This is a genomic window from Streptomyces sp. 135 (genome assembly GCF_020026305.1).
Taxonomy (GTDB): Bacteria; Actinomycetota; Actinomycetes; order Streptomycetales; family Streptomycetaceae; genus Streptomyces.
The window spans coordinates 8,488,931-8,511,038 of sequence record NZ_CP075691.1 but is presented as its reverse complement, the minus strand read 5'-3'; the positions used below and the strand labels follow the sequence as shown (position 1 = coordinate 8,511,038).

The 22,108-nt window shown below is 73.2% G+C and carries 18 protein-coding genes and 1 pseudogene; 9 read left to right on the top strand and 10 right to left on the bottom strand.

Going from position 1 to position 22,108, the window contains the following annotated elements:
- Positions 1-122 precede the first annotated feature (122 nt).
- On the top strand, positions 123-2,393 hold the full coding sequence (locus tag KKZ08_RS37310; RefSeq protein ID WP_223778651.1) for an FUSC family protein: 2,271 nt from the start codon (positions 123-125) through the stop codon (positions 2,391-2,393).
- On the opposite strand, the gene KKZ08_RS37305 is transcribed toward KKZ08_RS37310, so the two are convergent.
- Positions 2,288-3,160 (bottom strand): NmrA family NAD(P)-binding protein, encoded by an 873-nt coding sequence (locus tag KKZ08_RS37305; protein ID WP_223778650.1) that lies wholly within the window; start codon positions 3,158-3,160, stop codon positions 2,288-2,290. The genes KKZ08_RS37310 and KKZ08_RS37305 overlap by 106 nt on opposite strands.
- A gap of 288 nt (positions 3,161-3,448) precedes the next feature.
- On the opposite strand from KKZ08_RS37305, the gene KKZ08_RS37300 reads away from it, so the two are divergent.
- Positions 3,449-4,324: an alpha/beta hydrolase gene (locus tag KKZ08_RS37300; RefSeq protein ID WP_223778649.1), complete on the top strand. Its 876-nt coding sequence runs from the start codon at positions 3,449-3,451 to the stop codon at positions 4,322-4,324.
- A gap of 22 nt (positions 4,325-4,346) precedes the next feature.
- Here the strand turns inward: KKZ08_RS37300 and KKZ08_RS37295 are convergent, their stop codons facing one another.
- Positions 4,347-6,305: a M13-type metalloendopeptidase gene (locus KKZ08_RS37295; protein ID WP_223778648.1), complete on the bottom strand. Its 1,959-nt coding sequence runs from the start codon at positions 6,303-6,305 to the stop codon at positions 4,347-4,349.
- A 251-nt stretch (positions 6,306-6,556) separates the two neighbouring features.
- Here KKZ08_RS37295 and KKZ08_RS37290 point away from each other — a divergent pair, with 251 nt between their 5' ends.
- Complete coding sequence (locus tag KKZ08_RS37290; RefSeq protein WP_223779347.1) at positions 6,557-7,561, top strand: hypothetical protein; 1,005 nt, start codon at positions 6,557-6,559, stop codon at positions 7,559-7,561.
- Positions 7,562-7,583: 22 nt separating this feature from the next.
- Here the strand turns inward: KKZ08_RS37290 and KKZ08_RS37285 are convergent, their stop codons facing one another.
- Positions 7,584-7,976, bottom strand: a complete 393-nt coding sequence (locus KKZ08_RS37285; protein WP_223778647.1) for a PPOX class F420-dependent oxidoreductase — start codon at positions 7,974-7,976, stop codon at positions 7,584-7,586.
- A gap of 56 nt (positions 7,977-8,032) precedes the next feature.
- On the opposite strand from KKZ08_RS37285, the gene KKZ08_RS37280 reads away from it, so the two are divergent.
- Positions 8,033-8,644, top strand: coding sequence for a CGNR zinc finger domain-containing protein (locus KKZ08_RS37280; protein WP_223778646.1), 612 nt, complete (start codon positions 8,033-8,035; stop codon positions 8,642-8,644).
- A 297-nt stretch (positions 8,645-8,941) separates the two neighbouring features.
- On the opposite strand, the pseudogene KKZ08_RS38805 reads toward KKZ08_RS37280, so the two are convergent.
- Positions 8,942-9,154, bottom strand: a pseudogene (locus KKZ08_RS38805) (cytochrome P450); the annotation flags it as partial.
- Between the two features lie 654 nt (positions 9,155-9,808).
- Between KKZ08_RS38805 and KKZ08_RS37270 the strand changes: the two are divergent.
- Entirely contained in the window at positions 9,809-10,681 is an 873-nt protein-coding gene (locus KKZ08_RS37270) for a MerR family transcriptional regulator (protein ID WP_223778645.1), read from the top strand.
- A 109-nt stretch (positions 10,682-10,790) separates the two neighbouring features.
- Here KKZ08_RS37270 and KKZ08_RS37260 read toward each other — a convergent pair whose 3' ends face one another.
- Together KKZ08_RS37260 and KKZ08_RS37255 are read right to left on the bottom strand one after the other, a co-directional pair.
- Positions 10,791-11,654, bottom strand: a complete 864-nt coding sequence (locus tag KKZ08_RS37260) for an ABC transporter substrate-binding protein (protein WP_223778644.1) — start codon at positions 11,652-11,654, stop codon at positions 10,791-10,793.
- Positions 11,655-11,818: 164 nt separating this feature from the next.
- On the bottom strand, positions 11,819-13,324 hold the full coding sequence (locus tag KKZ08_RS37255; RefSeq protein WP_223778643.1) for an MFS transporter: 1,506 nt from the start codon (positions 13,322-13,324) through the stop codon (positions 11,819-11,821).
- Between the two features lie 180 nt (positions 13,325-13,504).
- On the opposite strand from KKZ08_RS37255, the gene KKZ08_RS37250 reads away from it, so the two are divergent.
- The 4 genes from KKZ08_RS37250 (at position 13,505) to KKZ08_RS37235 (ending at position 17,018) form a co-directional block, all read left to right on the top strand.
- The gene (locus KKZ08_RS37250; RefSeq protein ID WP_223778642.1) at positions 13,505-14,110 is read left to right on the top strand and encodes an NAD(P)H-dependent oxidoreductase; all 606 of its coding nucleotides are present in this window, start codon (positions 13,505-13,507) and stop codon (positions 14,108-14,110) included.
- 55 nt (positions 14,111-14,165) lie between these two features.
- The gene (locus KKZ08_RS37245; protein ID WP_223778641.1) at positions 14,166-15,149 is read left to right on the top strand and encodes a zinc-binding dehydrogenase; all 984 of its coding nucleotides are present in this window, start codon (positions 14,166-14,168) and stop codon (positions 15,147-15,149) included.
- A gap of 77 nt (positions 15,150-15,226) precedes the next feature.
- Positions 15,227-16,147, top strand: a complete 921-nt coding sequence (locus KKZ08_RS37240; RefSeq protein WP_223778640.1) for an NADP-dependent oxidoreductase — start codon at positions 15,227-15,229, stop codon at positions 16,145-16,147.
- Between the two features lie 31 nt (positions 16,148-16,178).
- Complete coding sequence (locus KKZ08_RS37235) at positions 16,179-17,018, top strand: ATP-binding protein (RefSeq protein WP_223778639.1); 840 nt, start codon at positions 16,179-16,181, stop codon at positions 17,016-17,018.
- A 252-nt stretch (positions 17,019-17,270) separates the two neighbouring features.
- Here the strand turns inward: KKZ08_RS37235 and KKZ08_RS37230 are convergent, their stop codons facing one another.
- The 4 genes from KKZ08_RS37230 to KKZ08_RS37215 form a co-directional block, all read right to left on the bottom strand.
- On the bottom strand, positions 17,271-17,873 hold the full coding sequence (locus tag KKZ08_RS37230) for a GNAT family protein (protein WP_223778638.1): 603 nt from the start codon (positions 17,871-17,873) through the stop codon (positions 17,271-17,273).
- Complete coding sequence (locus KKZ08_RS37225; protein ID WP_223778637.1) at positions 17,870-18,682, bottom strand: maleylpyruvate isomerase family mycothiol-dependent enzyme; 813 nt, start codon at positions 18,680-18,682, stop codon at positions 17,870-17,872. Before KKZ08_RS37225 ends, KKZ08_RS37230 begins: the two co-directional genes overlap by 4 nt.
- A gap of 125 nt (positions 18,683-18,807) precedes the next feature.
- On the bottom strand, positions 18,808-20,661 hold the full coding sequence (locus KKZ08_RS37220; protein ID WP_223779346.1) for an ABC transporter ATP-binding protein: 1,854 nt from the start codon (positions 20,659-20,661) through the stop codon (positions 18,808-18,810).
- A 167-nt stretch (positions 20,662-20,828) separates the two neighbouring features.
- The gene (locus tag KKZ08_RS37215; RefSeq protein ID WP_223778636.1) at positions 20,829-21,485 is read right to left on the bottom strand and encodes a hypothetical protein; all 657 of its coding nucleotides are present in this window, start codon (positions 21,483-21,485) and stop codon (positions 20,829-20,831) included.
- Between the last annotated feature and the right edge of the window lie 623 nt (positions 21,486-22,108).

Sequence of the window (22,108 nt, the reverse complement as noted above, 5' to 3'; positions counted from 1 at the left end):
GCGGGCCGCGGCCCGGAGCCGTGGCAGGCCTCCCACCAGCCTTGATCTTCCCGAATGTGCTCGTGCGATGCTGGGCACGAGCCGAGAGGTACCGAGAGAACAGCGGGGAGCACGGCATCGCGATGGCAGTGGCACGAAGGACAGCGAAGAGCGTCTGGGACCGGTTCTCGGCGTCGGACCCAGGACTTCTGCGTCTGATGGCGGGGTTGCGCACGGTCGGGGCGATCCTCCTCGCGCTCGCCGTGCTCGCCCTCGTCGGCACCCCGGTGACGCATCTCGTGGCGGGCGCGATGACGGCGATGGCCGCCACGTTCGCGATCCAGGAGAAGGAGGTGCGCGGCCAGGCGGTCACGCTGGCGCTCGGCCTGCCCGTGGCGCTCGCGGCGATATCCCTGGGCGCGCTCCTCAACTCCCGTGTGATCGCCGGTGACGTCTTCTTCGTCATGCTGATCTTCGGGGCGGTGTACTCGCGCCGGTTCGGCGACCGGGGCACCGCGCTCGGCCTGATCGGCTTCCAGGTCTACTTCGTCTCGCTCTTCGTGAGCGCGTCCGTGTCGGCCCTGCCCGAGCTGTTCCTGACCCTCACCATCGCCTTCGTATGCAGTGCGATCGCGCGGTTCGCCCTGGTGCCGGAGACGCCCGAACGCACGCTGGCGCGGTTGCGCGAGGCGTTCCGGGCACGGCTCGCCCAGCTCGTGGCCCACCAGATCGAACTCCTCGACGCCGACGCCGGGGACGTCGACGCGGTCCTGGCCGATCTGCGGCGCAGCACCGCCCGGCTGCACGAGGCCGCGCTGATGATCCAGGGCCGGCTGGAGGAGGGTACGCGCGACGCGTCCGCGGCGGCGCTGCTCCAGCGCAGGGTCGCCGACGCGGAGATCGCCGCGGAGCGCCTCGGCGTCCTGCTCCTCAACGCCCGCAGCGCCGAGCGTGTGGAGACGCTGACGCTGCATCTGCCGAACGCGTCGGCGTCCATGCCGGCGCGCGCCCGGATCGCGCAGGACGCGGGCTCGGCGCTGCGCCGGGATCTGCGGGCCCTGCACCTGCTCGTGGTGCGTCTGGTGCCCGACGACCGCGGCACGGCGCTCCCTTACCTGCGCAACCGGCTGCTCGGTTACCGCGAGGAGCAGGGTCTTCCGCAGGGTTCGCCCGCCGTGCAGGACTGTTTCCGCGCGGTCGGTGAGGCGGCGCGCGCCATCTTGGGTCTGCGGCTCGCGGTGAACGCCGCACAGGACGAGGAGTACGACACTCCGGAAGCGGCGCGCTCCCGTGAGGAGTTCGAGGCGGAGGAGATATCGATCTCCGGTGAGGCCGCGGAGGCCGCCGAGCAGGAGCCGACCGGGCTGCGGCGCCCCACCACCAGGGCGGCCGTGCAGGTCTCGGTGGGCTCCGCGCTGGCCATCGTCGGGGGCGAGTTCCTGTCCACGCAGCGCTGGTACTGGGCGGTGCTGACCTGCTGGGTCGTCTTCCTCAACACCGCCTCCACCGGCGAGATCCTGGTCAAGGGCTACCGCCGGCTGGTCGGCACGGTGCTCGGCGTGGTGGCGGGGGTGGCGCTGGCCGGTGCCGTCGGGAACCACACGTGGATCGCGTTCGCCCTGGTCCTCCTCTGTGTCTTCGGGATGTTCTTCACCGCCCCGTTGTCGTACGCGCTGATGTCCTTCTTCGTCACGGCGATGCTGGGCCTGCTCTACACGCTGCTCAACACCTACAGCCTGGACGTCCTGGTGCTGCGCGTCGAGGAGACGGCACTCGGCGCGGCCTGCGGCATCATCGCGGCGGTCCTCGTCCTGCCGGTGCGTACGTCGCACCGCACCGACGAGGAGCTCGGCACCGTCCTCGCGCGCCTGCGGGACGTCGTCTCGGCGGCGGTGGCGCAGCTCAGCGGCGGGCCCCCGGTCGACCTCGTGGACCTGGCACGGGACTTGGACACGGCGCTGGACGATCTGCGCAGCTCCACGAAGCCGTTGACGCATCCGATCGCCCCGCTGCGGGCCCGGCGGCAGAACGCCCGCTATGTGGTGGCGCTCCTGGAGACCTGTGCCTACCACGCGCGTTCGCTGGCGGCGACGGCCGAGCTGGTGCCCTCCAGCAAGAGCGTGGCGGCGGACGCGCGGCTGGCTCTCGCCGGGCGGCGCATCACGCACAACATCGATCTGATCGCCGCGCACGTACGGGACGAGGAGACCGACGGGGAGATCGAGTCGGGGGCGAGCATCGCCTCGATGCTGGACAGCGGCCGTCACGAGGTGCTGCGCACCGGTTCTGTCGCCTTCCGGGTGCTGCGTCACCTCCAGCGGCTCGACGAAGGCATCGTAGGCCTCGCCCGTCCGCTCGGGGTGCCGCTCGCGGCGCGCGAGGAGAAGGCCGCCGGGGCGCGGGGCGGGGGCTGATCCGCCCCGCGCCGGTGACGGCTTGCGCCGGGCCGGGGCGGCGCGTGGATACCGCCGCGCGAGGCGGCCGCGTGCGCCGCGGCGAAGTCGGCGAAGGAGCGCGGCGCGCGGCCCGTGACCTGTCCCACGGCCGGGCTCGTCCGGTCCTCCGCTCCCTGGGCGATCGCCTCGTCCATGCCGGCGAGGAGGTCGGCGAAGCGTTCCGGGATGCCGTCGGCGGCCAGCCGGTCCCGCAGCGTCGCGCGAGGGACGGCGCGATGGCGCACGGCCCTGCCCGTGACACGGGAGAGGGTCGCCGCGACTTCGGCGTAACTCAGCGCCTGGGGGCCGGTGATGAGGTGGGCGGTGTTGTGCGGGCGCTCGTGCGTCAGGGCCCGGGCGCCGACGGCCGCGATGTCCTCGGCGTCCACGAACGCGACCCGGCCGTCCCCGGTGGCCGTCACGATCTCGCCGCGCTCTCGGATGCCGCGGGCGTGCGGATGGTCACCGCTGAAGTTCTGCATGAACCAGGAGGGCCGCAGCACGGTCCACTGCGGGAACCGCGCGCGGAGCGCGCGATGGACCTCGCCGAGGCCGCCGTCCGTCTCCGCGATGGCCGAGGAGTTGAGCAGCACCACACGGTCGACCCCGGCCCGGCGCGCCAGGTCGAGGAACGGCAGCAGGTACGCGGCGGGGTCCGGCTCGCCGGTGGGCGGGACGAGATAGACGCGGCGCACGCCTTCCAGGGCCGGGCCGTGGGTCGCCGCGTCACCCCAGTCGAAGGGCACCCACGGGTGGCCGTCGCCAGGCGCCGGGCGACGGCTGCCGGTGCGGACGCGGTGGCCGGCCCCGGCGAGAAGGCCGGCGATCCGGCGCCCGGTGTTGCCGGCGCACCTTAGGTCGCGACACCGTGACCGCGGTGGGCAAGCCGCGGGCACGTCTTGGGAAGGTGGCGCGTCGATGACGGCACCCGGCGGGGGGCGCCCGCACCGCCGTGGTCACCGCAACCTGAGCCCCGGGCACCCCTGAGAAGAACCCGGTTGATCCCGACCGAGGGCCCTGAGAAGGTCAGGCCCATGTCTACCTTCTCCGCGCCCGACGGCACCCGACTCGCCTACCACGTACTCGGAGGCGAAGCGGACCCCGAGCGGCGCACGGGTCCGGCCGGCGCCGCCCCGGTGGTCTGTCTGCCCGGCGGCCCCATGCAGGCCTCCGCGTACCTCGGCGACCTCGGCGGCCTGAGCGCGCACCGCCCGCTGGCCATGCTGGACCTCCGGGGGACCGGCGCCTCCGAGGTGCCGCGGGACACCGCCTCGTACCGCTGCGACCGCCTCGTCGACGACGTGGAGGCGCTGCGCGAGCACCTGGGCCTCGACACGATGGACCTGCTCGCGCACTCCGGCGGTACGAACCTCGCCGTGCTGTACGCCGCCCGCCACCCCGAACGCGTCGCGAGGCTCGCGCTGATCACGCCCAGCGTGCTGGCCGTCGGCATCACGGTCACCGGTGAGGTACGGCGGCAGACGGCGCTGCTGCGCCGGGACGAGCCGTGGTTCCCGACGGCGTTCGCGGCCCTGGAGGCGGTCGTGACCGGGCGGGCGACCGCCGAGTCCTGGCAGGCCATGACGCCGTTCTCCTACGGCCGCTGGGACGGGACCGCGCGGGCCCACCGGGCGGCCGAGGACGAGCAGCGCAACGACGAGGCCGCGGCGGCCTTCGGCGGCGAGGGCGCCTACGACCCCGAGAGCACCCGCGCCGCGCTCGCCCGCTTCGCATCGCCGGTGCTGGTGCTCGCCGGGGAGGCCGATCTGAACTCGCCGCCGCCCGCCATGGCCGAGGTCGCCGCCCTCTTCCCGCACGCCGAGCTCGTCGTGCAGCCCGGCGCCGCCCACTTCCCGTGGCTGGACGACCCCGCACGGTTCACGGCGGCCACCGCCGCCTTCCTCGCCTGAGCCGCGGGGGCGCCGCGGGGTCTCACCAGATCCGCACGCGCTCCGCCGGGTCCAGCCACAGGCCGTCGCCCTCCACCGTGCCGAACGCCTCGTGGAACTCGTCGAGGTTGCGGACGATGTTGGCGCGAAACTCCGGCGGCGAGTGCGGGTCGATCGTGAGGTACTGCTGCTCCTGCTCCTTGCGGCGCATGGTCCGCCAGCAGTACGCCCAGTTCTTGAAGAGCCGCTGCGAGCCGGTCATGCCGTCGCTCTCGGGCATCGGCGCCCCGTCGAGCGAGATGAGGTACGCGGTGTGCCCGATGGTCAGGCCGCCGAGGTCGCCGATGTTCTCGCCGACCGTCAGAGAGCCGTTGACGAACTCGCCGGGGAGGTTGCGGGGCGAGAAGCCGTCGTACTGCTTGACCAGCGCCTTCGACTTGGCCTCGAACGCGGCCTTGTCGGCGGCCGTCCACCAGTCGTTGAGGTTGCCCGCGCCGTCGTACTGCGCGCCCTGGTCGTCGAAGCCGTGGCCGATCTCGTGGCCGATGACCGCGCCGATGCCGCCGTAGTTCTCCGCCGGGTCGGCGTCGGGCGAGAAGAACGGCTTCTGCAGGATGCCCGCGGGGAAGCAGATCTCGTTGGTGCCCGGGTTGTAGTACGCGTTGACCGTCTGCGGCAGCATGAACCACTCGTCGCGGTCGACCGGCGAACCGATCTTGGCGAGCTGCCGGTCCGACTCGAACGCGGCCGCCGCCTGCGCGTTGCCGAGCAGGTCGTCGGCGCTGACCTGGAGCGCCGAGTAGTCACGGAAGGTGTCGGGGTAACCGATCTTGGGGCGGAACGTGGCGAGCTTCTCGTACGCCCGCTCCTTCGTCTCGTCGGTCATCCAGTCCAGGCGGGCGATCGACTGGCGGTAGGCCTCCAGGAGGTTGGCGACGAGGTCGTCCATGATCGCCTTGGACGACGGCGGGAAGTGCCGCGTGACGTACTCCTTGCCGACGGCCTTGCCGATGGCGCCCTCGACGAAGGCCACGGCCCGCTTCCAGCGGGCGCGCAGCTCGGGGGTGCCGTTCAGGGTGCGGCCGTAGAACTCGAAGTTGTTCCGCACGAACTCGTCGGTGAGGTATGGGGAGCAGGCGCGGAGCACCCGCGTCAGCGCCCAGTCCCGCCACTGCTCGATCGGCGTCTCGGCGAGGACCGTGGAGAGGTGCGCGAGATAGGACGGCTGGCGTACGCACGTCTCGGCGATCGCGGCCTCCGAGCCGCCGAGCCCCTCGACGTAGCCGCGCCAGTCGAACTCGGGCGCCAGGGCGAGGAGTTCGTCCAGCGTCGTGAGGTTGTAGGTCTTCAGTACGTCGCGGGTCTCGGCGCGCTCCCAGTGCCCGGCGGCGAGCCGCGTCTCCAGCGCGAGCACGGTCTTCGCGGCGGCCTCGGGGGCGGCGTGCCCGCCGAGCGCGAGGAGCCGGGTGAGGTGGGCGACGTACTTCTCCCGGATCTCGGCGAACTTCTCGTCGCGGTAGTACGACTCGTCGGGCAGGCCGAGGCCGCCCTGGAGGATGTTGAAGAGGTAGCGGTCGGAGTCGCGGTCGTCGGAGTCGATGTACGAGCCGAAGAGCCCCGAGCCGCCGATACGCTCGAAGCGGCCGAGGAACGCGGCGAGCTCACGCACGTCCCGCACCCGGCCGACCTCGTCGATCAGGGGCTGCGCGGGGGCGAGCCCGCGGGCGGCGATGGTCTCCTCGTCCATGAAGGAGGCGTACAGCGCGGCGATCTTCCGGGCGTCCTCGGACGGGGCGCCCGAGGCCTCCGCCGCCAGTTCCTGGATGATCTCCTTGACCTGCTCCTCGGCCGTGTCGGCCAGCTGCACGAAGGGGCCCCAGCTGGAGCGGTCCTCGGGGATCTTCTCGGTGTCCAGCCAGCGGCCGTTCACGTGTCCGAACAGGTCGTCCTGCGGGCGGATCTCGGGGTTCATGCCCGGGCGGGCGTCATCCAGAATGCTCATCCACGCACCCTATGCGAGCCGTCGCCCCAGGGCGAAGGCCCGGCGTCAACGCGTGGCAGCACGCCGCCAACTCGTGTGCAAACCATCCCAATAGGAGCGATAAAGTATCGCGTCAACCTCCGCACATCTGTCACACCAGGAGAGCTTCCGTGACCGCAGCCATCGCCCCGTCCGAGACCGCCGCTCCCGAGGCCGCCGCCTCCGAGGCGGGCCCGGCCGCCGACCCGGCCCCGGCCGTCGACACGGCGCGCCTGGTGGCCGAGGACGCCCGCGCCTTCGGAGCCTACGCGCGCACCGGCGGCTGGGCCTTCGGCCTGAGGGTCGCCCGCAGCGTGCGCCCGGGCGGTCAGGGCGCGGGTGAGACGCCGAAGATCTCGGCCAAGGAGTTCGCCGAGCTCGCGGGCTGCTCGGCCGACCGCGTCATGCGGTACTACAAGGCGTGGGACAAGGCCGCCGACGACGGCATGGTGCCGCACTTCGAGGCGCTCGCTCCCGGCATGGACGTGGAGCTGCCCGACGCCGACGTGTGGCTGACGTACTACACCTCCCGCTCCAGCGCCCTGACCCCGCGTGGCAACGCCATCACGGAGGCCGCCCAGGCCGAGGGCATCCGCCCGACCAAGGCCCTGGAGGTCGCGGAGAACCCGACCGCGCTGCGCGCCGCGATCCTCGCCGATCCCGGCACCGCGGAGGCCGCGAGGAAGGCGCTGATGGACCGCCTCGGGGAGGACCCGGCGCTCCGCACCGAGCTGGTCCGCGACATCGTCCGCGCCGACGACCTCAAGAAGGCCGTGGCCGCCGAGGCCAAGGCGGGCGACCGCGTCGGCTATGTCCGCCAGATCGTGGAGAAGGGCCAGGTCAAGACCCCCGCGGGCCAGCTGATCGAGGCCCCCGCAGAGCTGCGCGAGGAGGCCGAGCGGCACCTGTCCCTCATCGACGAGCTGGACGACGGCGAGGAGTCCGGCGAGTGGGCGCGTGAGGCGTACGACACGGTGCGCGACCTGGTCGCGCAGACCGTCCAGAGCGACCCGGCGCTGCGCGTGCAGGAGCGGCGCGCGAAGTTCTACAGCAGCCTGCAGAAGGCGACGAAGGTCTTCGAGGAGCTGACGTTCGACGACATCCAGAACGCCGAGGACATCCAGGACATCTACGAGGACGACATGGTGCGCCGCCTCGAAGACCTCCAGCAGGCCATCGGCGCGTGCATCTCGGCCCTCCAGGCGGCGACCGCGCCGCGGGAACCGAGCGCTTCCTGAAGGAGGGCCGCGGAGGCGGCCGTCAGCGCGGCGGCGCGGGCGTGATGCGGATGCCGACCGTGCCCTTCAGCCCGCGCCGTAGCCTGCTGCCGAGCAGCGTGAGGAAGCCGATCACCCCGTACTTGCGGGCGATGAGGCGGCGGTAGCCCGCGGTGACCTCGGGCGGGCAGATCTCGGCGGTGGCGGGCACCTGCTTGCCCGTCGGATTGCCCCGCAGGTCACACGGGCCGACCATGACGTCCGCGCGCCGGCGGATGCGCTTCACCTTCCACGAGTCCCCGGCGGTCCAGATCCCGAGGGCGTCGCCGTCCGGGACGACCCAGACGGGGCTCGGCACGAGGGTGCCGTCCTTTCGGTAACTGCTGACCAGCAGGTACTTTCCGGCGCCGAGCCGTGCCCAGGGAGTGTCGTCCATGCCGGGGAGTGTAAGCCGCGCGGGGCGCGGGCGACGTAACCGCTTATGGTAGTTACATGGCATCGCCCGCGGCCCCCGGCATCCTGATGCGCGCCCACAGCGGCGCCACGTACCGCTTCGACCCGGGTGCGCTCTGCCTGGAGCTGCTGACCACCGGAGGCCCCGGCGCGTTCCGCCGCTACGAGACGCTGCACGCCCCCGAGGACCTGGCCGCCTGGGCCGGGCGCTCGCGGCTGACGCCGACACCCGCCCTGGAGGTGTCCGCGGCTGACGTGGCGCACGCGCGGCGGCTGCGGGACGCGCTGTTCCGGGTGACGACGGCCCGGGCCGAGGGCGGGAGCGCCGCCCCGGCCGACCTCGGCACCGTCAACGAAGCGGCGGCCCGTCCGCCGCTGGTCCCCGCCGTCGGACCGGACGGTGAGCGCCGCTGGGCACGGGACTGCGACGGGCCGGGGCTGCTCTCCACCGTCGCGCGGGACGCCGTCGAACTGCTGACGGGGCCGTTCGCGCACCGCGTCCGCGTCTGCGCGTCCGACAACTGTCACCTGATCTACGTCGACACCTCCCGCCCCGGCCGCCGCCGCTGGTGCTCGATGGAGCACTGCGGCAACCTCCACAAGGTACGGACGCTGCGCGCGCGCCGCGCAGCGGACGAGCGGGACGGATGAGTCCCCCGTCGGCAGCCGAGCGTGTCAGGTCCGCCTGTGGCCCGCCGTCATCATCAGCGTGCTGGGCCGCACCGTCGCCCTCGCCACCGGGCGGACGCTCTGGATCGAAGCGCAGCGGGTCGGGGAAGAGGCCCGGGTCGCGGTGCAGGGCGTGCTGGCAGTACGCCAATTCCGTGTCCGCCGGGATCTCCTGGTCGCCGAGGCGGATCGGGGCGAGGGTGCGCCGGGTGACGAGCCTCCGGTGTGGTGCAGGCGCAGCGCCTCGGTGATGACGTCGCGGAGGTAGGGGAGCTTCGGGATGCCCTCGAAGGTGACCGGGCGGTCCGCGAGCACCTCGTCCAGTTCGGCCTGGAGGCGCTGGTCGACCTCGGGGTTGCGGGCGAGTTCGTAGAGGATCCAGGAGAGGACCGATGCCGTGGTCTCGGTGCCCGCGACTGCCAACGTGAGGATCTCCGAGCAGATCTGGTGCCCCGTCAGCGGCTCGCCGGTCTCCTCGTCCTCGGCCCGCATCAGCATCAGCATCAGCATCAGCATCAGCATCAGCATCAGCATCGAGAGCATGTCGCCCGTGTCGTGGCCGGAGGTGCGCAGCTGCGTGTTCATCTGTACCGCCTTGACCTGCTCGGCGGCCCGGCCCAGCTCACCGCGCGAGCGCAGCAGGAGCCGTACACAGAAAGTGGTGGCGGCGCTCATGCCGAGTCCGACCAGGACCACGGGTATGCGGGCCTCGTCGGGCCCGGCCACCGCGGTGGCGAAGGTGCCCGCGCCTAAGCCGAGCGGCAACAGCCATCAGGCGCGCCAGGCCTTGGACTCTCGGGCCGCCGCCGGTGGCGGAGTGGCTAGTTCCATCTGCATCCTCAAACCAACGCGCTCGAACGGGAGACAACCGGAAACGGAATGCCGCCCAGGGCGGCGACACGGCAGGGTGCGGCGGAGCACCATCGCGTCAACACGCCGCGCTACAACGGAGCTTATAGGGTCACAGGGGATGTGGATCAACCTGGCCCGGTCTCGCCTACGGGCCAGTAGTGATCTTCAAGTCAAGATCGTCCAGACGGCTGGTGTTCGAGTGTTCCCTGCTGTACGCGGCCCTCGCCCCGCACACCGCGACTCCCCCGGTAACCTGCGCATCGGGGTGGCGGAACGCCACCGGAAAGGTCGTTGATGAGCCGTCAGGAAGCAAGCGGCGGCGCCCCGGCCGGTCCTGCGCGGGAGACGGCGGGCGGCATCCGGAGCGAGGCCGGTGGCGCGGAGCGTGAGGAAGGCGGCGCCGCGCGGCAAGCGGGGGCCGAGCGGCTGCGCCCGGTCGACCTGGCGCGTGCGGCGGGGGTCTCCACGCAGCAGATCCGGAATTACGCGGACGCGGGGATCCTGCCGCCCGCGCCACGCTCCCCCGCCGGGTACCGCAGGTTCGACGACAGCCACCGGCAGGCCCTGCTCACCTACCGGGCCCTGGTCCGCGGACACGGTCCCGGCACCGCCCGGGCGGTCATGCGGGCGGTGCACGAGGGGGACGTACCGCAGGCGCTCGCGCTCATCGACGCGGGGCACGCCGCGCTGCACGAGCAGCGGCGCTCCCTGCGGGCGACCGGTCGGGCCCTGGAGGCCGTCGCCGAGGCGGGGCCCGGCGCCCCCGCCCTGCCGCGCTCGCGGCTGCGCATCGGTGAGGTGGCCGCCCATCTGGGCGTGCGTGCCTCCGCCCTGCGGGTGTGGGAGTCGGCCGGGCTGCTCACGCCCTCACGCGATCCGGGCACACGCTACCGCTCGTACCTGCCGGCCGATGTGCGCGACGCCCGCGTGGTGCACCTGCTGCGGCAGAGCCACTACCTCTTCACGCAGATCCGGCCGGTCCTCGACGACCTGCGCCGCAGCGGCGGCGTCGCGGCGCTCCGGGCGGCCCTGGCCCAGCGGGAGACCACGCTGAACGCGCGGACGCGGGCGATGCTGGAGGGCGCGGGCCGTCTGCACCGCTACCTGGATTCCACGTCCCGGGGTCCGTACGGCGCGGACTCCGCCCCGGACAGCAGTGCCCAATAGCGGTCGCCGTACGCCCAATGCCACCACTCCGTGGGGTAGTTGGTCAGGCAACTGCTCGGCGTACTCCTCGAACACGGGCACGGCGGCCACTCTGGGGTCGGACACTTCCTCAGGGGCGCACGTCCTCCAGCGCGTCGGCGAGCGCGGCGTAGAAGCGGGCGTGTTCCCGTGCGCTGGGCGGCAGTTCGGGGTTCCAGGGCAGCGTGCGGATGCCTGTCCCGAGGGCGTCGCCGAGCCGGGCCGCGTTGGACCGTACGTCGGTGAGCACGAGGTCGGGCTCCAGCGCGCCCGCCTCGGCCCAGCCGGTCGTGGACCAGTTGGCGCCCTGCCCGGACTCGGGGTCCACGAGGCCGACACCGAGTCCGGTGAGCGCGGCGAGGTCGGGCCAGGCGTAGGGCCTCGCCAAGTGGACGGAGTCGGGCCCCGCCGGCGAGAGGGCGAGCACCCTCGGCCGTACGGCACCGGTCGCCACGTCGCTCAACCGGCGCTCGGCAGCGAGGAGTTCGGCCTCCGCGTCAGCCTGCTCATGTGCCCCGAGGCTGCGCGCGAGGGCGGTGAGGCGGCCCCTGATCCCGGCGAGGCTACGGCCGCGGCCTACGTCGAGCACGGCGAGCGGGACCCGCTCCTCCAGGTGCTTGGCGGCCTCCGGATCGATGCCGTAGACCTGACCGCCGCCGTAGGTGAGCGCGATGACCAGGTCGGGCGCCGCGGCGAGAAGCGCGTCCAGGTCGAGCGCGGAGCCCGCTCCGAAGTAGGTGACGTCGGCGAGCGGCAGGCTGCCCGACTTGGCCGGATCCGGTAGGGCGGGGTCGTCGTGCGCGGAGCCGAAGACGCCGGCGGGGCGTATGCCGTGGTCGTGCAGCGCGGCGGCCGTCGGCAGGTAGGCGACCAGCCTGGCCGGGCGGCGTGGTGCCCTCACCAGGTGGTCCCGGTCGTCGGTGAACTCCCAGTCCTGGGCCGTGTGGTGTGCCATGGTGTCCGACTCCTCCTGGTCCGGTGCCGCGGCGCGGCCCTCCCCTGCCGTGGCCTGTTCCGCCGCCTGCGTGTGCCGCCGTGGCCGTCCGGTGCTTCCTGCCCGGGCGCGCACCGGCGTACACGGCGAGGGGCGCGCGAGCCCGCCCCGGACCGATGCACCCGTCAGGCCCGCGCCGCGCGCTCCACCGAAGGCGCCGGTCGGCTGCCGCCGGGAGCCGAATCAGCTGCGTCCGGTGAGCCCGCGGGGGCCGCTGAGCCCGTTGAGACCGTTGAGTCCGTCGAACCCCTTGGCCCCGCTGGGCGGGACGCCGCCCGGCCCGCCGCCACCGCCAGCACTCCGGCCACCTGCAAGGCCGCGAGGACGACCACTCCCGTACGGAACCCCCGGGCCCCTCCCCCGCCGAGGCCGTACGCGAGGGACGCGACCGCCGGGCCCACCGTGAACGCCAGGGTGCGGACCGTCGCCGCCACGCCGCCGCCCGTGCCGATCATGCCCGCCGGGGTGGCGGCCAGCATCGCCGTGTTGTTGGGGGCGCCGAACACGCCCTGCCCGAAGCCGATGAGCGCGAGCCGCCAGGCCAGGTCCACGAGGCCCGAGTGCGCGTCGAGGGACAGGGTCGAGAGCAGCCCGGCGAGGGTGAGGGCGCCGCCGGCCCCGGCGAGCAGATGCGGCGCGTACCGTTCCGTCAGGCGACCGCTGAGCGACGAGCCCGCGGCGACCCCGCCCACCAGGAAGATCATGGCGAGGCCCATCAGATCGGCGCCCGCGTGCAGGACGTCGGCGACGAAGAACGGCAGCAGGAAGAGCGAGAGCCCGACGAAGGTGCCCGCCAACTGCAAGGAGAGCAGCGGCAGTCCGAACGCGGGCCGCTTCACGAGGGCGACGATCGGCCTCGACGACCGCAGCCGCGTCCACACCACCGCGAGCCCGGCCGCACCGAGGGCCAGCACCCCCGCGACGTACGCCGAACCGTTCTCGACCCGGTCGAACGCGAGCAAAAGCGCGGTGACCGCGCCGCCGAGGACCAGGACGTCGGTGAGCAACGTCCGGTCGGGCGCCGGCAGTCCGCCGCGGCCTCGCGGCAGCAGCCACGAGCCGAGCCACCACACCACCAGCAGCACCGGGATCTTGACGAGGAACACCGGCCGCCAGCCGTGGGCGTCGGCGACGAAACCGCCCAGCGCGGATCCGGCCATCGAGCCGATCGGCATGATCGTGGCGACGTAGCCGAGAGCCCGGCCGCGCAGCTTCGCCGGGACGCTCGCCGCGACCACCGGCATGTAGAGGGCGACGACCATGGCACCCGCCGCGCCCTGGAGGACACGGGCGGCCAGCAGGACCCAGAAGGTCGGCGCGAGCGCCGCGAGGACACTGGTCAGCCCCACGGCGGCGACCGCCGTGAGGAAGACGCGCCGGGTGTCCGCACGGTCCACCCAGCGTCCGGCGGGGATGGCGAGCGCCGCGGTGGGCAGTGCGTAGGCGAGGACCACCCACTTCACCGCTCCGCTGCCGACGTCGAGTTCCCGGCCGATGGACGGCAGGGTGACCGCCGAGAGACTTATCTCCAGGGTGACCATCAGCATGGCCAGGGCCATCACGTAGACGGCTCCCCAGCGAGGTGCGTCAACCGGCTTGTCGCGGGCGTCCGTTGCGGCTTCGTTCGTCATGGGGGCGACGGTAGGGAGCGGGGCCCGCGCCCGCCTCTGTCGGATGACCGGGGTGTACTCCGCCGGTCGTCCTAGGCCCTGCGCAGGTAGCGAACCCGGTCGTGCGACAGAGGCGCGGACGGGGGCGGGCTCCGTAGCTTCGTCGGTGCCGGAAAGCACACCACCGACCGAGGAGCGGACATGAGCGCAGACATGAGCCATGGCAGTGAGAGCCGACGCGGCGAGCGCCTGAAGGTGGCCGTCATCGTCGCCAGTACCCGTGAGGGCCGCTTCGCGCCCACCGTCGCCCGCTGGTTCACCGAGCTGGTCTCCCGGCGCGACGACCTGGACGTGGACGTGATCGACCTGGCCGAGGCGCGACTGCCGGACGGGCTCTCCGACCAGCGCGGACCGGAGGTCGCCGGGATCACACCGCGGCTCGACGCGGCCGACGCCTTCGTGGTCGTCACGCCGGAGTACAACCACAGCTTCCCCGCGACGCTGAAGACCGCCATCGACTGGCATTACGCCGAGTGGCGCGCGAAGCCGGTGGGCTTCGTCAGCTACGGCGGGATGGCGGGTGGCCTGCGCGCCGTCGAACAGCTGCGGCAGGTCTTCGCGGAGCTGCACGCGGTGACGGTGCGCGACACCGTCAGCTTCCACGGCGTGTGGAGCTGCTTCGACGAGTCCGGCAGGTTGTCCGACCCGACGGGGCCGGAGTCCGCCGCCAAGACGATGCTCGACCAGCTCGCCTGGTGGGGCCACACCCTGCGCGACGGCAAGACCGTCCGCCCCTACGCGGCCTGACCCACGCCTTCTCCCCACACCACTTTTCCCTTCCCCCATACTGGAGTTGACCGTCATGCATGCCGTACGTCTGCACACCTTCGGGCCTGCCGAGAACCTCGCGTACGAGGAGGTGCCCGAGCCGGTGCCGGGACCCGGCCAGGTACGGATCGCCGTCGGGGCCGCCGGGGTCCATCTCCTTGACACGGCGCTGCGCAAGGGCGCCGCCGATCAACTCCCCTTCCCGCTGCCGGAGTTGCCGCTGATCGTGGGGCGCGAGGTCGCAGGCGTGATCGACGCGGTCGGCGAAGGGGTGGCGGAGTCCTGGCTCGGGCAGCGGGTCGCCGCGCATCTGGGGCTGGTCAACGCCGGGTACGCCGAGTTCGCCGTACGCGAGGTCGAGGCGCTGCATCCGCTGCCGGACGAGGTCGCCTTCGACACCGCCGTCGCGATGGTGGGCACCGGGCGCACCGCCCTGGCGATCGAGCACCTGGCCGAGTTCACCGCGGACGACGTGGTGCTGGTGACGGCCGCGGCGGGCGGCGTGGGGACGCTCCTCGTGCAGGCCGCGCGGAACGCGGGCGCGACGGTGGTGGGAGCGGCCGGCGGCGCACAGAAGGTGGAACGGGTGCGGGCCCTCGGCGCCGACGTGGCCGTGGACTACGACGATCCGAAGTGGCCGGAGGTGGTGCGGGACGCGCTGCGGGGGCGTGAGGTCACGGTGGCGCTCGACGGGGTGGGCGGCAGGGCGGGGCGGGACGCCCTCGAACTGCTCGGTTTCGGCGGGCGGCTGCTGCTGTTCGGCTGGTCGGCCGGGTCGGTCACCGAGCTGAGCGCGCAGGATCTGTTCGACCGGTTGCTCCAGGTGACGGTCGCGCTCGGGCCACGGCTGCTGAAGGTGCCCGGCGGGCTGCGGGCCGCGCAGGACCGGGCCATCGCGGAGGCCGCGGCCGGGCGCCTTGTGCCCGCGGTGACGCGCTTCCCCCTGCGGGACGCGGCGGCGGCGCACCGGGCGCTGGAGAGCCGCGCGACGATCGGCAAGGTCGTCCTGATCCCGTGAGGGCGTGACCACCCCTTCCCCCCTCAACCTCGCCGCCTCACCGGGCGTCCCCTGTCGCGACGTACAAAGGAGCCACCATGAAGATGATCGCCGCCGCGTTGTCCGCCTACGGTCCGCCCGAGGTGCTGCGGCCGACCGAGCTCGCCGTGCCCGAGCCGGGGCCGGGCGAGGTGCGGATACGCGTCAGGGCCGCCGGGGTGCAGCCCTTCGACCTCGGGGTGCGGGAGGGCTGGGTGCCGCCGGGCGTCGAGCCTGGGTTCCCGTTGGTGCCCGGCAATGAGTTCGCGGGGGTCGTGGACCGGATCGGCGAGGGCGTGCCCGACTTCGCGCCCGGTGACGAGGTGCTCGGCTACGGCCTGCTCGGCGGGTACGCGCAGTACGTCGCGGTCCCCGCCGAGCAGCTGGTGCACAAGCCGGCCGCGATGCCGTGGACGGTCGCCGGTGGCTTCTCCGGCAACGGTCAGGGTGCTCATCTGGCCCTCTCCCAGGTGCGTGTGAAGCCCGGCGACACCGTCCTGATCGGCGCGGCGGCCGGTGCGCTCGGCACGTTCTCCGTGCAGTTGGCGCGGGCGTGGGGCGCCACGACCGTCATCGGCACGGCGAGCGAGCGCAACCACGACTACCTCCGGTCGCTCGGAGCGGTCCCGGTGACGTACGGGGAGGGGCTCGTGGACCGGATCCGTGCCGTCGCGCCCGACGGCGTCGACGCGGCGCTCGACGCGGCCGGCGCGGAGGGGCTGCGCGCCGCCGTGGCGGTGGCCAAGGACCGTGACCGCGTGGTGACGATGGTCGCCACGGAGGAGGCGGCGCGCCTCGGCCTGCCGGACTGGGGCGGCACCCGGTCCGCCGCGCGCCTGGCCGAGCTGACCGCGCTGTACGAGAAGGGTGCGGTGGACGTGCGGCTGCGCGCGACGTTCCCGCTGGAGCGGGCGGCGGACGCGCACCGTCTCGTGGCCACCGGGCACGGGCGGGGCAAGGTCGTCCTCACCGTGGACTGATCCCGCGCCGCTCGAACGTAGGGTCTGGTCCATGGGGTTGTACGGGAGGGAAGACGAACTCGGCGTCAACGACCGGGTTATCCAGGGGGCACGGCAGGGCCGCAGCGCGGCGCTCGTCGTGCGCGGCGAGGCCGGGATCGGCAAGTCCGAGCTGCTGGCGCACGCGGTCACCGCGGCCCGCGCCGAGGGGCTGCGGGTGTTGCGGGCCACCGGGACGGAGTCGGAGAGCGAGCTGCCCTTCGCGGGGCCGCACCTGCTGCTCGGCCGGGCGGCCGACCGTGTGGCGGAGCTGCCCGAGCGGCAGGCGCGGGCGCTCGCGGGCGCGCTGGGGCTGACCGACGCGGCGGTGGAGACGGGCGGCGGTGACCGGTTCCTGACCGGGCTCGCCGTCCTCACGCTGCTGGCCGATCTCGCCGAGGAGCGGCCGCTGCTGTGCGTGGTCGACGACGCGCACTGGCTCGACAGGGAGTCGGCCGAGGCGCTGCTCTTCGCCGGGCGGCGCCTCGACGCGGAGGGCGTCGTCCTGCTGTTCGCCGCCCGGGACACGTACGCCCCGCCGTTCCCCGCGCCGGGCCTCGACGAACTGCGGGTGGGCGCGCCGTCGGACGCGGCCGCCCGGGAGCTGCTCGCCGAACACGCCGGCGATCTGCCGCAGCACGCACACGCGCAGATCCTCGGCGAGGCGGCCGACAACCCCTTGGCGTTGCGGGAGTTTCCCGTGGCGCAGCGGGAGGGACTGGCCCACGACGCGGCGTCAGCGGACACGCGCGCGTGCAGCAGACGTTCAGCGACCGCATCTCGGCGTTGCCGCCCGCCACCCGCACGGTGCTGCTCGTGGCGGCCGCGGAGGCCACCGACGACCTCGCGGTGATCGCGTCGGCGGCTTCCGATCTTGGGGCCGCGGTGACCGACCTGGATCCGGCCGAGCGCAAGGACCTGGTACGGGTCGCGGAGGGCCGCCTGGTGTTCCGTCATCCGCTGATCCGCTCGGCCGCCTACCAGAGCGCACCGCTCGGTGAACGACTCGCCGCGCACCGCGCCCTCGCCCGCGCGCTGCCGGTGTGGGCCACGTCGATCGGCGCGCAACTGTTCCTGAGCCCGCGCACGGTGGGCTGTACAACGCCTATCCGAAGCTGGGGGTGGCGTCACGGGGTGAGCTGGCGCGCCTGGAGGAGTCGTTGCCGTCATAGAACTCGTCGGCGAGGAGCCCCATCACGATCAGATCGCGGTATCGCCCATCGAGGAACACGTGCTGACGGAGGCGGCCTTCTTCGGTGAAACCGAGCCGACGGTGCAGTGTCAGCGAGGGTTCGTTGTGTGCGAAGACGCGCGCCTCGCACTTGTTGTAGCGCCGCTCGGCGAACATGAAGCGCAGCAACATCACGACGGCTTCCGCCGCGTAGCCTCTGCCCCGGTGATCGGCGCCGATCGTGACGCCGTACTCGAACCGGCCTGCCTGCGGATCGGCGTGATGTACGGCGAGGGCACCGATCGCCTCCCCCGTCTCGACGGCTTCGACCACCAACTGGACGTGGTCGCCGTCGCGCGCGGCCACGGCCTGTTCCTTCGCCCAGGCCCGGTAGCCCTCGGCGGAGCCGGGCGGGCGCGGCAGATCCCCCGATCGCGCCTCTTCCGCGGCGAAGCGCTGGAACGCGCCCCAGTCATCGGGCTCGATGCCCCGCAGGCGTACGCGTTCACCTGTCCAGCCGCCGCCTCCGCGCCTCACCTCCGCAGCCAATGGCCCGCCCCGTCCAGCCAGGCGGCGAAGAGCCCCTCGTCGCCCAGGACTTCGATGCCGTCGGCGGCAGTCGGGGAGCGGCGCTGGTAGAGGAGGAGCAGGAGGTCGGTGAGAGGGCCGCGCACGGCCGTGCCCGCCTTCTTGTGGATGTGGCTCACGGTGACGGGCGTCTCGGCCAGGTCGATGAACCACTCCCCCGCGCCTTCCGGCGCATCGGTGGCGTGGAAGTGAAGGCTGCGGCCGGGGCCGAGCAGCGCCCGGTACTCGGCCTGCGACGGGTAGGCCTGCGGCAGCGTGCTGAACTCCAGCCACTCGTCGAGGCCGTCGAGGGCGACATCGACGTCCAGGGTGTAGGCCCCGCCGACCGCGGCGGTCGCGTCGAAGCGGTGCACGACCGTCTCGTACGTCATGCGCCGCGCCCAGAACAGCGGCGTGCCGCCCGGGGCCGGCGTCCACACCGTGACGTCCGGGCCCGCCTCGCGCAGCGTCTCCACGAGCCGGGCGGTGCTGTCCGTGAGCCGGGCGGCCAGTGTGGCGACGTCGTCGTCCGCGCCGGGCGTGACGTCGGCGACGCCATGGTCGGGGACGGGCCCGGTGGCCCGTGTCCGCACGACGGTCTCGGCCCAGCCGTGCGCGCCGCCGACGTGACGCAGCAGGTGGGCGAGGGTCCATCCGGGGCAGCCCGGCACGGGCGCGGCGGCGTCGGCGCCGTCGAGGGCCGCGACCAACTGGGCGGTCTGGTCGGCGATCCGTGTGACATAGCCGTCGTACACCGCACGGGGGTTCGGACGCGTCATGCCGCCACGGTAGACCACGGACCGCACCGTGGTGGGCACGAACCAGGGAGTGATCAAGACGGACGGATGGGCGCTCCGGTCGCCGGGGAACGCACCCGGTTCGCCCGGGAATTCGCCGTGGCCGCTCACGCCGAGGCCGGGGCTGACTCCGGTGCCGAGACCGACTCCGAGGCCGACTCCGACTCCGACGCCGTCAGGAACTGGGTCGCCGCCAACTCTCCGTACAGCGGGTCCGCCGCCACCAGTTCGGCGTGCGTCCCCACCGCCCGTACCTTCCCCGCGTCCATCACCACGATCCGGTCCGCCAGCATCACCGTGGACAGGCGGTGGGCCACCACCAGGACCGTCACCTCGCGGGACACCTCCGTGACGACGTCCCGCAGCGCCAGTTCGTTGACCGCGTCCAGTTGCGAGGTCGCCTCGTCGAGCAGGAGCAGGCGGGGCTTCCTGAGCAGCGCCCTGGCGATGGCCACGCGCTGCCGCTCCCCACCGGACAGCTTGGAGCCCCGGTGGCCGACCACCGTCTCCAGCCCCTCGGGCAGCCGTTCGACGACGCCGTCGAGGCGGGCGCGTACGAGGACCTCGCGGACCTCGGCGTCGGTGGCGTCGGGCGCGGCGAAGAGGAGGTTCTCGCGGACGGTGCCCGCGAGGACGGGCGCGTCCTGCTCCACGTAGCCGATGACTGCCCGGAGCTCGGCCGGCGGCCACTCACTGACGTCCTTGCCGTCGACCAGGATCCGCCCGCCCGTCGCCTCGTAGAACCGTTCGATCAGGCCGAACACGGTCGTCTTGCCGGCGCCGGACGGGCCGACGAAGGCGGTCATGCCGGGGCCCGGCACGTCGAAGCTCACCCCGTGATGGACGTAGGGGAGGTCGTCGCGGTAGCGGAAGGTCACGTCCTCGAAGGCCACCGAAGCGGGACCGGCGCCGGCCGGGACCGCCGCTTCCGTTCCGAGCCCTTCTCTTCCGAACTCTCCTGTTCCGAGCTCTTCCGTTTCGAGTCGCTCCGCCTGCACGATCCGTGCGATCGCCGCCGAGCCCACCTGGTACTGCGAGGCCGCCTCGACCAACCGCGACACCGGGTCGATCAGGTAGAAGAGAAAGAGCAGGAACGCCACCAGCGTCGAGATGGATATCGCCCCGGACGCGACCCGCGCGCCGCCGATCCCGAGTACGGCGAGGAACGACACCTGCACGGAGAGGCCGACCGAACTCCACGCCACCGACTGCCACTTCGCCGCCCGTACGCCATGCCGCCACGCCTCCAGCGCGGCCTCCTGCACGGCCTCGGTCTCCCGCCGCTCGGCACCGGAGGCCTTGACCGTACGGAAAGCCCCGAACGCCCGTTCAAGCGCGGTCGAGATGGTGCCCACCGCCTCCTGGGCGCGCCGTGTCGCCTGCGCGATCTTCGGCATGGCGAGGGAAGCCGCGCCGCCGATCAGCACGATCACGCCGAGGGTGACGCACAGCAGCACGGGGTCCATCAGCGCCATCAGCACGATCGTCGCGATGAAGGTCAGGCCGCCGGACGCGGCGGACACCACGGACTGAGTGGTCACGGCCCGCAACAGCGTGGTGTCCGAGGTGACCCGGGACATCAGGTCGCCGGGCTGGGTCCGCTCCACCTCCGGGAGGCGCAACCGCAGCAGCCGCCCGATCAGCGTGCGCCGGGCGGCGAGCACCACGGACTCGGCGGTGCGTTCCAGGACGTACGCGCCGACCGACTCGATCGCGGTGCCGAGGATCACGAGGGCGGTGAGGAGCACGAGGATGCCGGTGATCGAGTCGTCGGCGCCGAGCCGGTCCACGAGCGCCTTGGCCGCGAGCGGCTGCGCGAGGCCGGACGCCGCACCGATCAGCGTGAGGAACGCACCGAACGCCACGGCGGCGCGGTGCGGACGGAAGTGGCGGTACAGGGCGCGCCAGGTCTCCCCGGCCGGGAGCCGCTCGGGTTCGGCGGCGGGGGCGGGGTTCTTCACGGCGGGGGCGGAGACGGGAGTTGCGTCGGTCACGCCTGGCAGGACGCAGCCGGGCGTGATCCACCTGACTGGCGGCGCGCACACGTCGTACCGGAGTCATGCGCCGGACCGGACCCGTACAGGGATACGACGGTTCGCTGCCCCGCATGATTCGGCTCGGCGCTTCACTACTCCGCGTACGGGCGGGGAGTTAGAAGTTCTGTCGAAAACGGTGCAGTGACGATTCTGCGTAGTGCGTTCCGCACGGCGATGGCGACACGGGGCGGGCAGGCGGGCAGGAATGGAGAGGCGTGCGAACACGGGGCGACGGGGAGGACGCGGCCCAGCCGGAACGGTTCGGCAGGCGGGCGGGCGATCCAGGTACGGGTGGTGCGGGGGCGGGCGGGCCCGGCAGGGGCGGACTGGTCGGACGGACCGAGGAGTTGGCGGCGCTTCGTCGGCTCCTCGCCCAGGGCAGGCTCGTCACGGTGGTCGGCGGCGCGGGGATCGGCAAGAGCCTCCTCGCCGAGCACGCGGCCGCCGCGGTGGGAGGTTCGCTGCCGGACGGCGTCGTGCGGGTGCGGTGGTGGGACGGCGCTCCGGCGCGCAGGCGGAGGGTCGCGCAGACCGTGGCCGAGGCGCTGGACGGGGAGGTGGGGCCGGGCATGGACGCCGCGAGTGGCGGGATCGCCGTCGGAGTGGCTGACGTCGCGGCGCGCTTGCGGTCCCGGCGGATGCTGCTGGTGCTGGACGACTTCGATCCCGTCCGGTGCGAGTGCGTACGCCTGGTGCGAGCACTCCTGGAAGAGGCCCCCGACGTACGCGTCCTGGCTGCCGGACGCCATCCGCTGGGCCTCGGCGACGAGGCGGTACTGCGCCTAGGGCCGCTCGCTGTTGTGGGCGACGGGGGGTGGGGCGCGGTTGCCGGAGGCGCGGAGCCGGATGCGGCTACAGGGAACGCGGGGCCGGATGCGGTTAGAGAAGGGGTGGAGCCGGACGCGGTCGCGGGAGACCTGAGGCCGAACGTCGGCACAACGGGCCCGAGGCGGCTCGCTGTCGGAGGCGACGTGGGATCGGATGCGGCTACAGGGGACGCGGGGTCGGACCCGGTCGCAGGAGATGTGAGGCCGAACGCGGTCACAGGACACGCGGAGCCGAACACCGCCACAGGAGACTCGGGCCCGGACCCGGTCACAGCAGACCCGAAGCCGGACGCGGTCACAGGACACGCGGAGCCGAACACCGCCACAGGAGACTCGGGCCCGGACCCGGTCACAGCAGACCCGAAGCCGGACGCGGTCACAGGACACGCGGAGCCGAACACCGCCACAGGAGACTCGGGCCCGGACCCGGTCACAGCAGACCCGAAGCCGGACGCGGTCACAGGACACGCGGAGCCGAACACCGCCACAGGAGACTCGGGCCCGGACCCGGTCACAGCAGACCCGAAGCCGGACGCGGTCACAGG

What these genes read in the sequence shown, in the direction of transcription:
- KKZ08_RS37310 (WP_223778651.1), top strand. Translation starts at nt 123, where the DNA reads ATGGCAGTGGCACGAAGGACAGCGAAGAGCGTCTGGGACCGGTTCTCG.
- KKZ08_RS37300 (WP_223778649.1), top strand. Translation starts at nt 3,449, where the DNA reads ATGTCTACCTTCTCCGCGCCCGACGGCACCCGACTCGCCTACCACGTA.
- KKZ08_RS37295 (WP_223778648.1), bottom strand. Translation starts at nt 6,305, where the DNA reads ATGAGCATTCTGGATGACGCCCGCCCGGGCATGAACCCCGAGATCCGC.
- KKZ08_RS37285 (WP_223778647.1), bottom strand. Translation starts at nt 7,976, where the DNA reads ATGGACGACACTCCCTGGGCACGGCTCGGCGCCGGAAAGTACCTGCTG.
- KKZ08_RS37280 (WP_223778646.1), top strand. Translation starts at nt 8,033, where the DNA reads ATGGCATCGCCCGCGGCCCCCGGCATCCTGATGCGCGCCCACAGCGGC.
- KKZ08_RS37270 (WP_223778645.1), top strand. Translation starts at nt 9,809, where the DNA reads ATGAGCCGTCAGGAAGCAAGCGGCGGCGCCCCGGCCGGTCCTGCGCGG.
- KKZ08_RS37260 (WP_223778644.1), bottom strand. Translation starts at nt 11,654, where the DNA reads ATGGCACACCACACGGCCCAGGACTGGGAGTTCACCGACGACCGGGAC.
- KKZ08_RS37255 (WP_223778643.1), bottom strand. Translation starts at nt 13,324, where the DNA reads ATGACGAACGAAGCCGCAACGGACGCCCGCGACAAGCCGGTTGACGCA.
- KKZ08_RS37250 (WP_223778642.1), top strand. Translation starts at nt 13,505, where the DNA reads ATGAGCGCAGACATGAGCCATGGCAGTGAGAGCCGACGCGGCGAGCGC.
- KKZ08_RS37245 (WP_223778641.1), top strand. Translation starts at nt 14,166, where the DNA reads ATGCATGCCGTACGTCTGCACACCTTCGGGCCTGCCGAGAACCTCGCG.
- KKZ08_RS37240 (WP_223778640.1), top strand. Translation starts at nt 15,227, where the DNA reads ATGAAGATGATCGCCGCCGCGTTGTCCGCCTACGGTCCGCCCGAGGTG.
- KKZ08_RS37235 (WP_223778639.1), top strand. Translation starts at nt 16,179, where the DNA reads ATGGGGTTGTACGGGAGGGAAGACGAACTCGGCGTCAACGACCGGGTT.
- KKZ08_RS37225 (WP_223778637.1), bottom strand. Translation starts at nt 18,682, where the DNA reads ATGACGCGTCCGAACCCCCGTGCGGTGTACGACGGCTATGTCACACGG.
- KKZ08_RS37215 (WP_223778636.1), bottom strand. Translation starts at nt 21,485, where the DNA reads ATGGCGTCCGGCAGCCAGGACGCGTACGTCGGGGGCCTCTTCCAGGAG.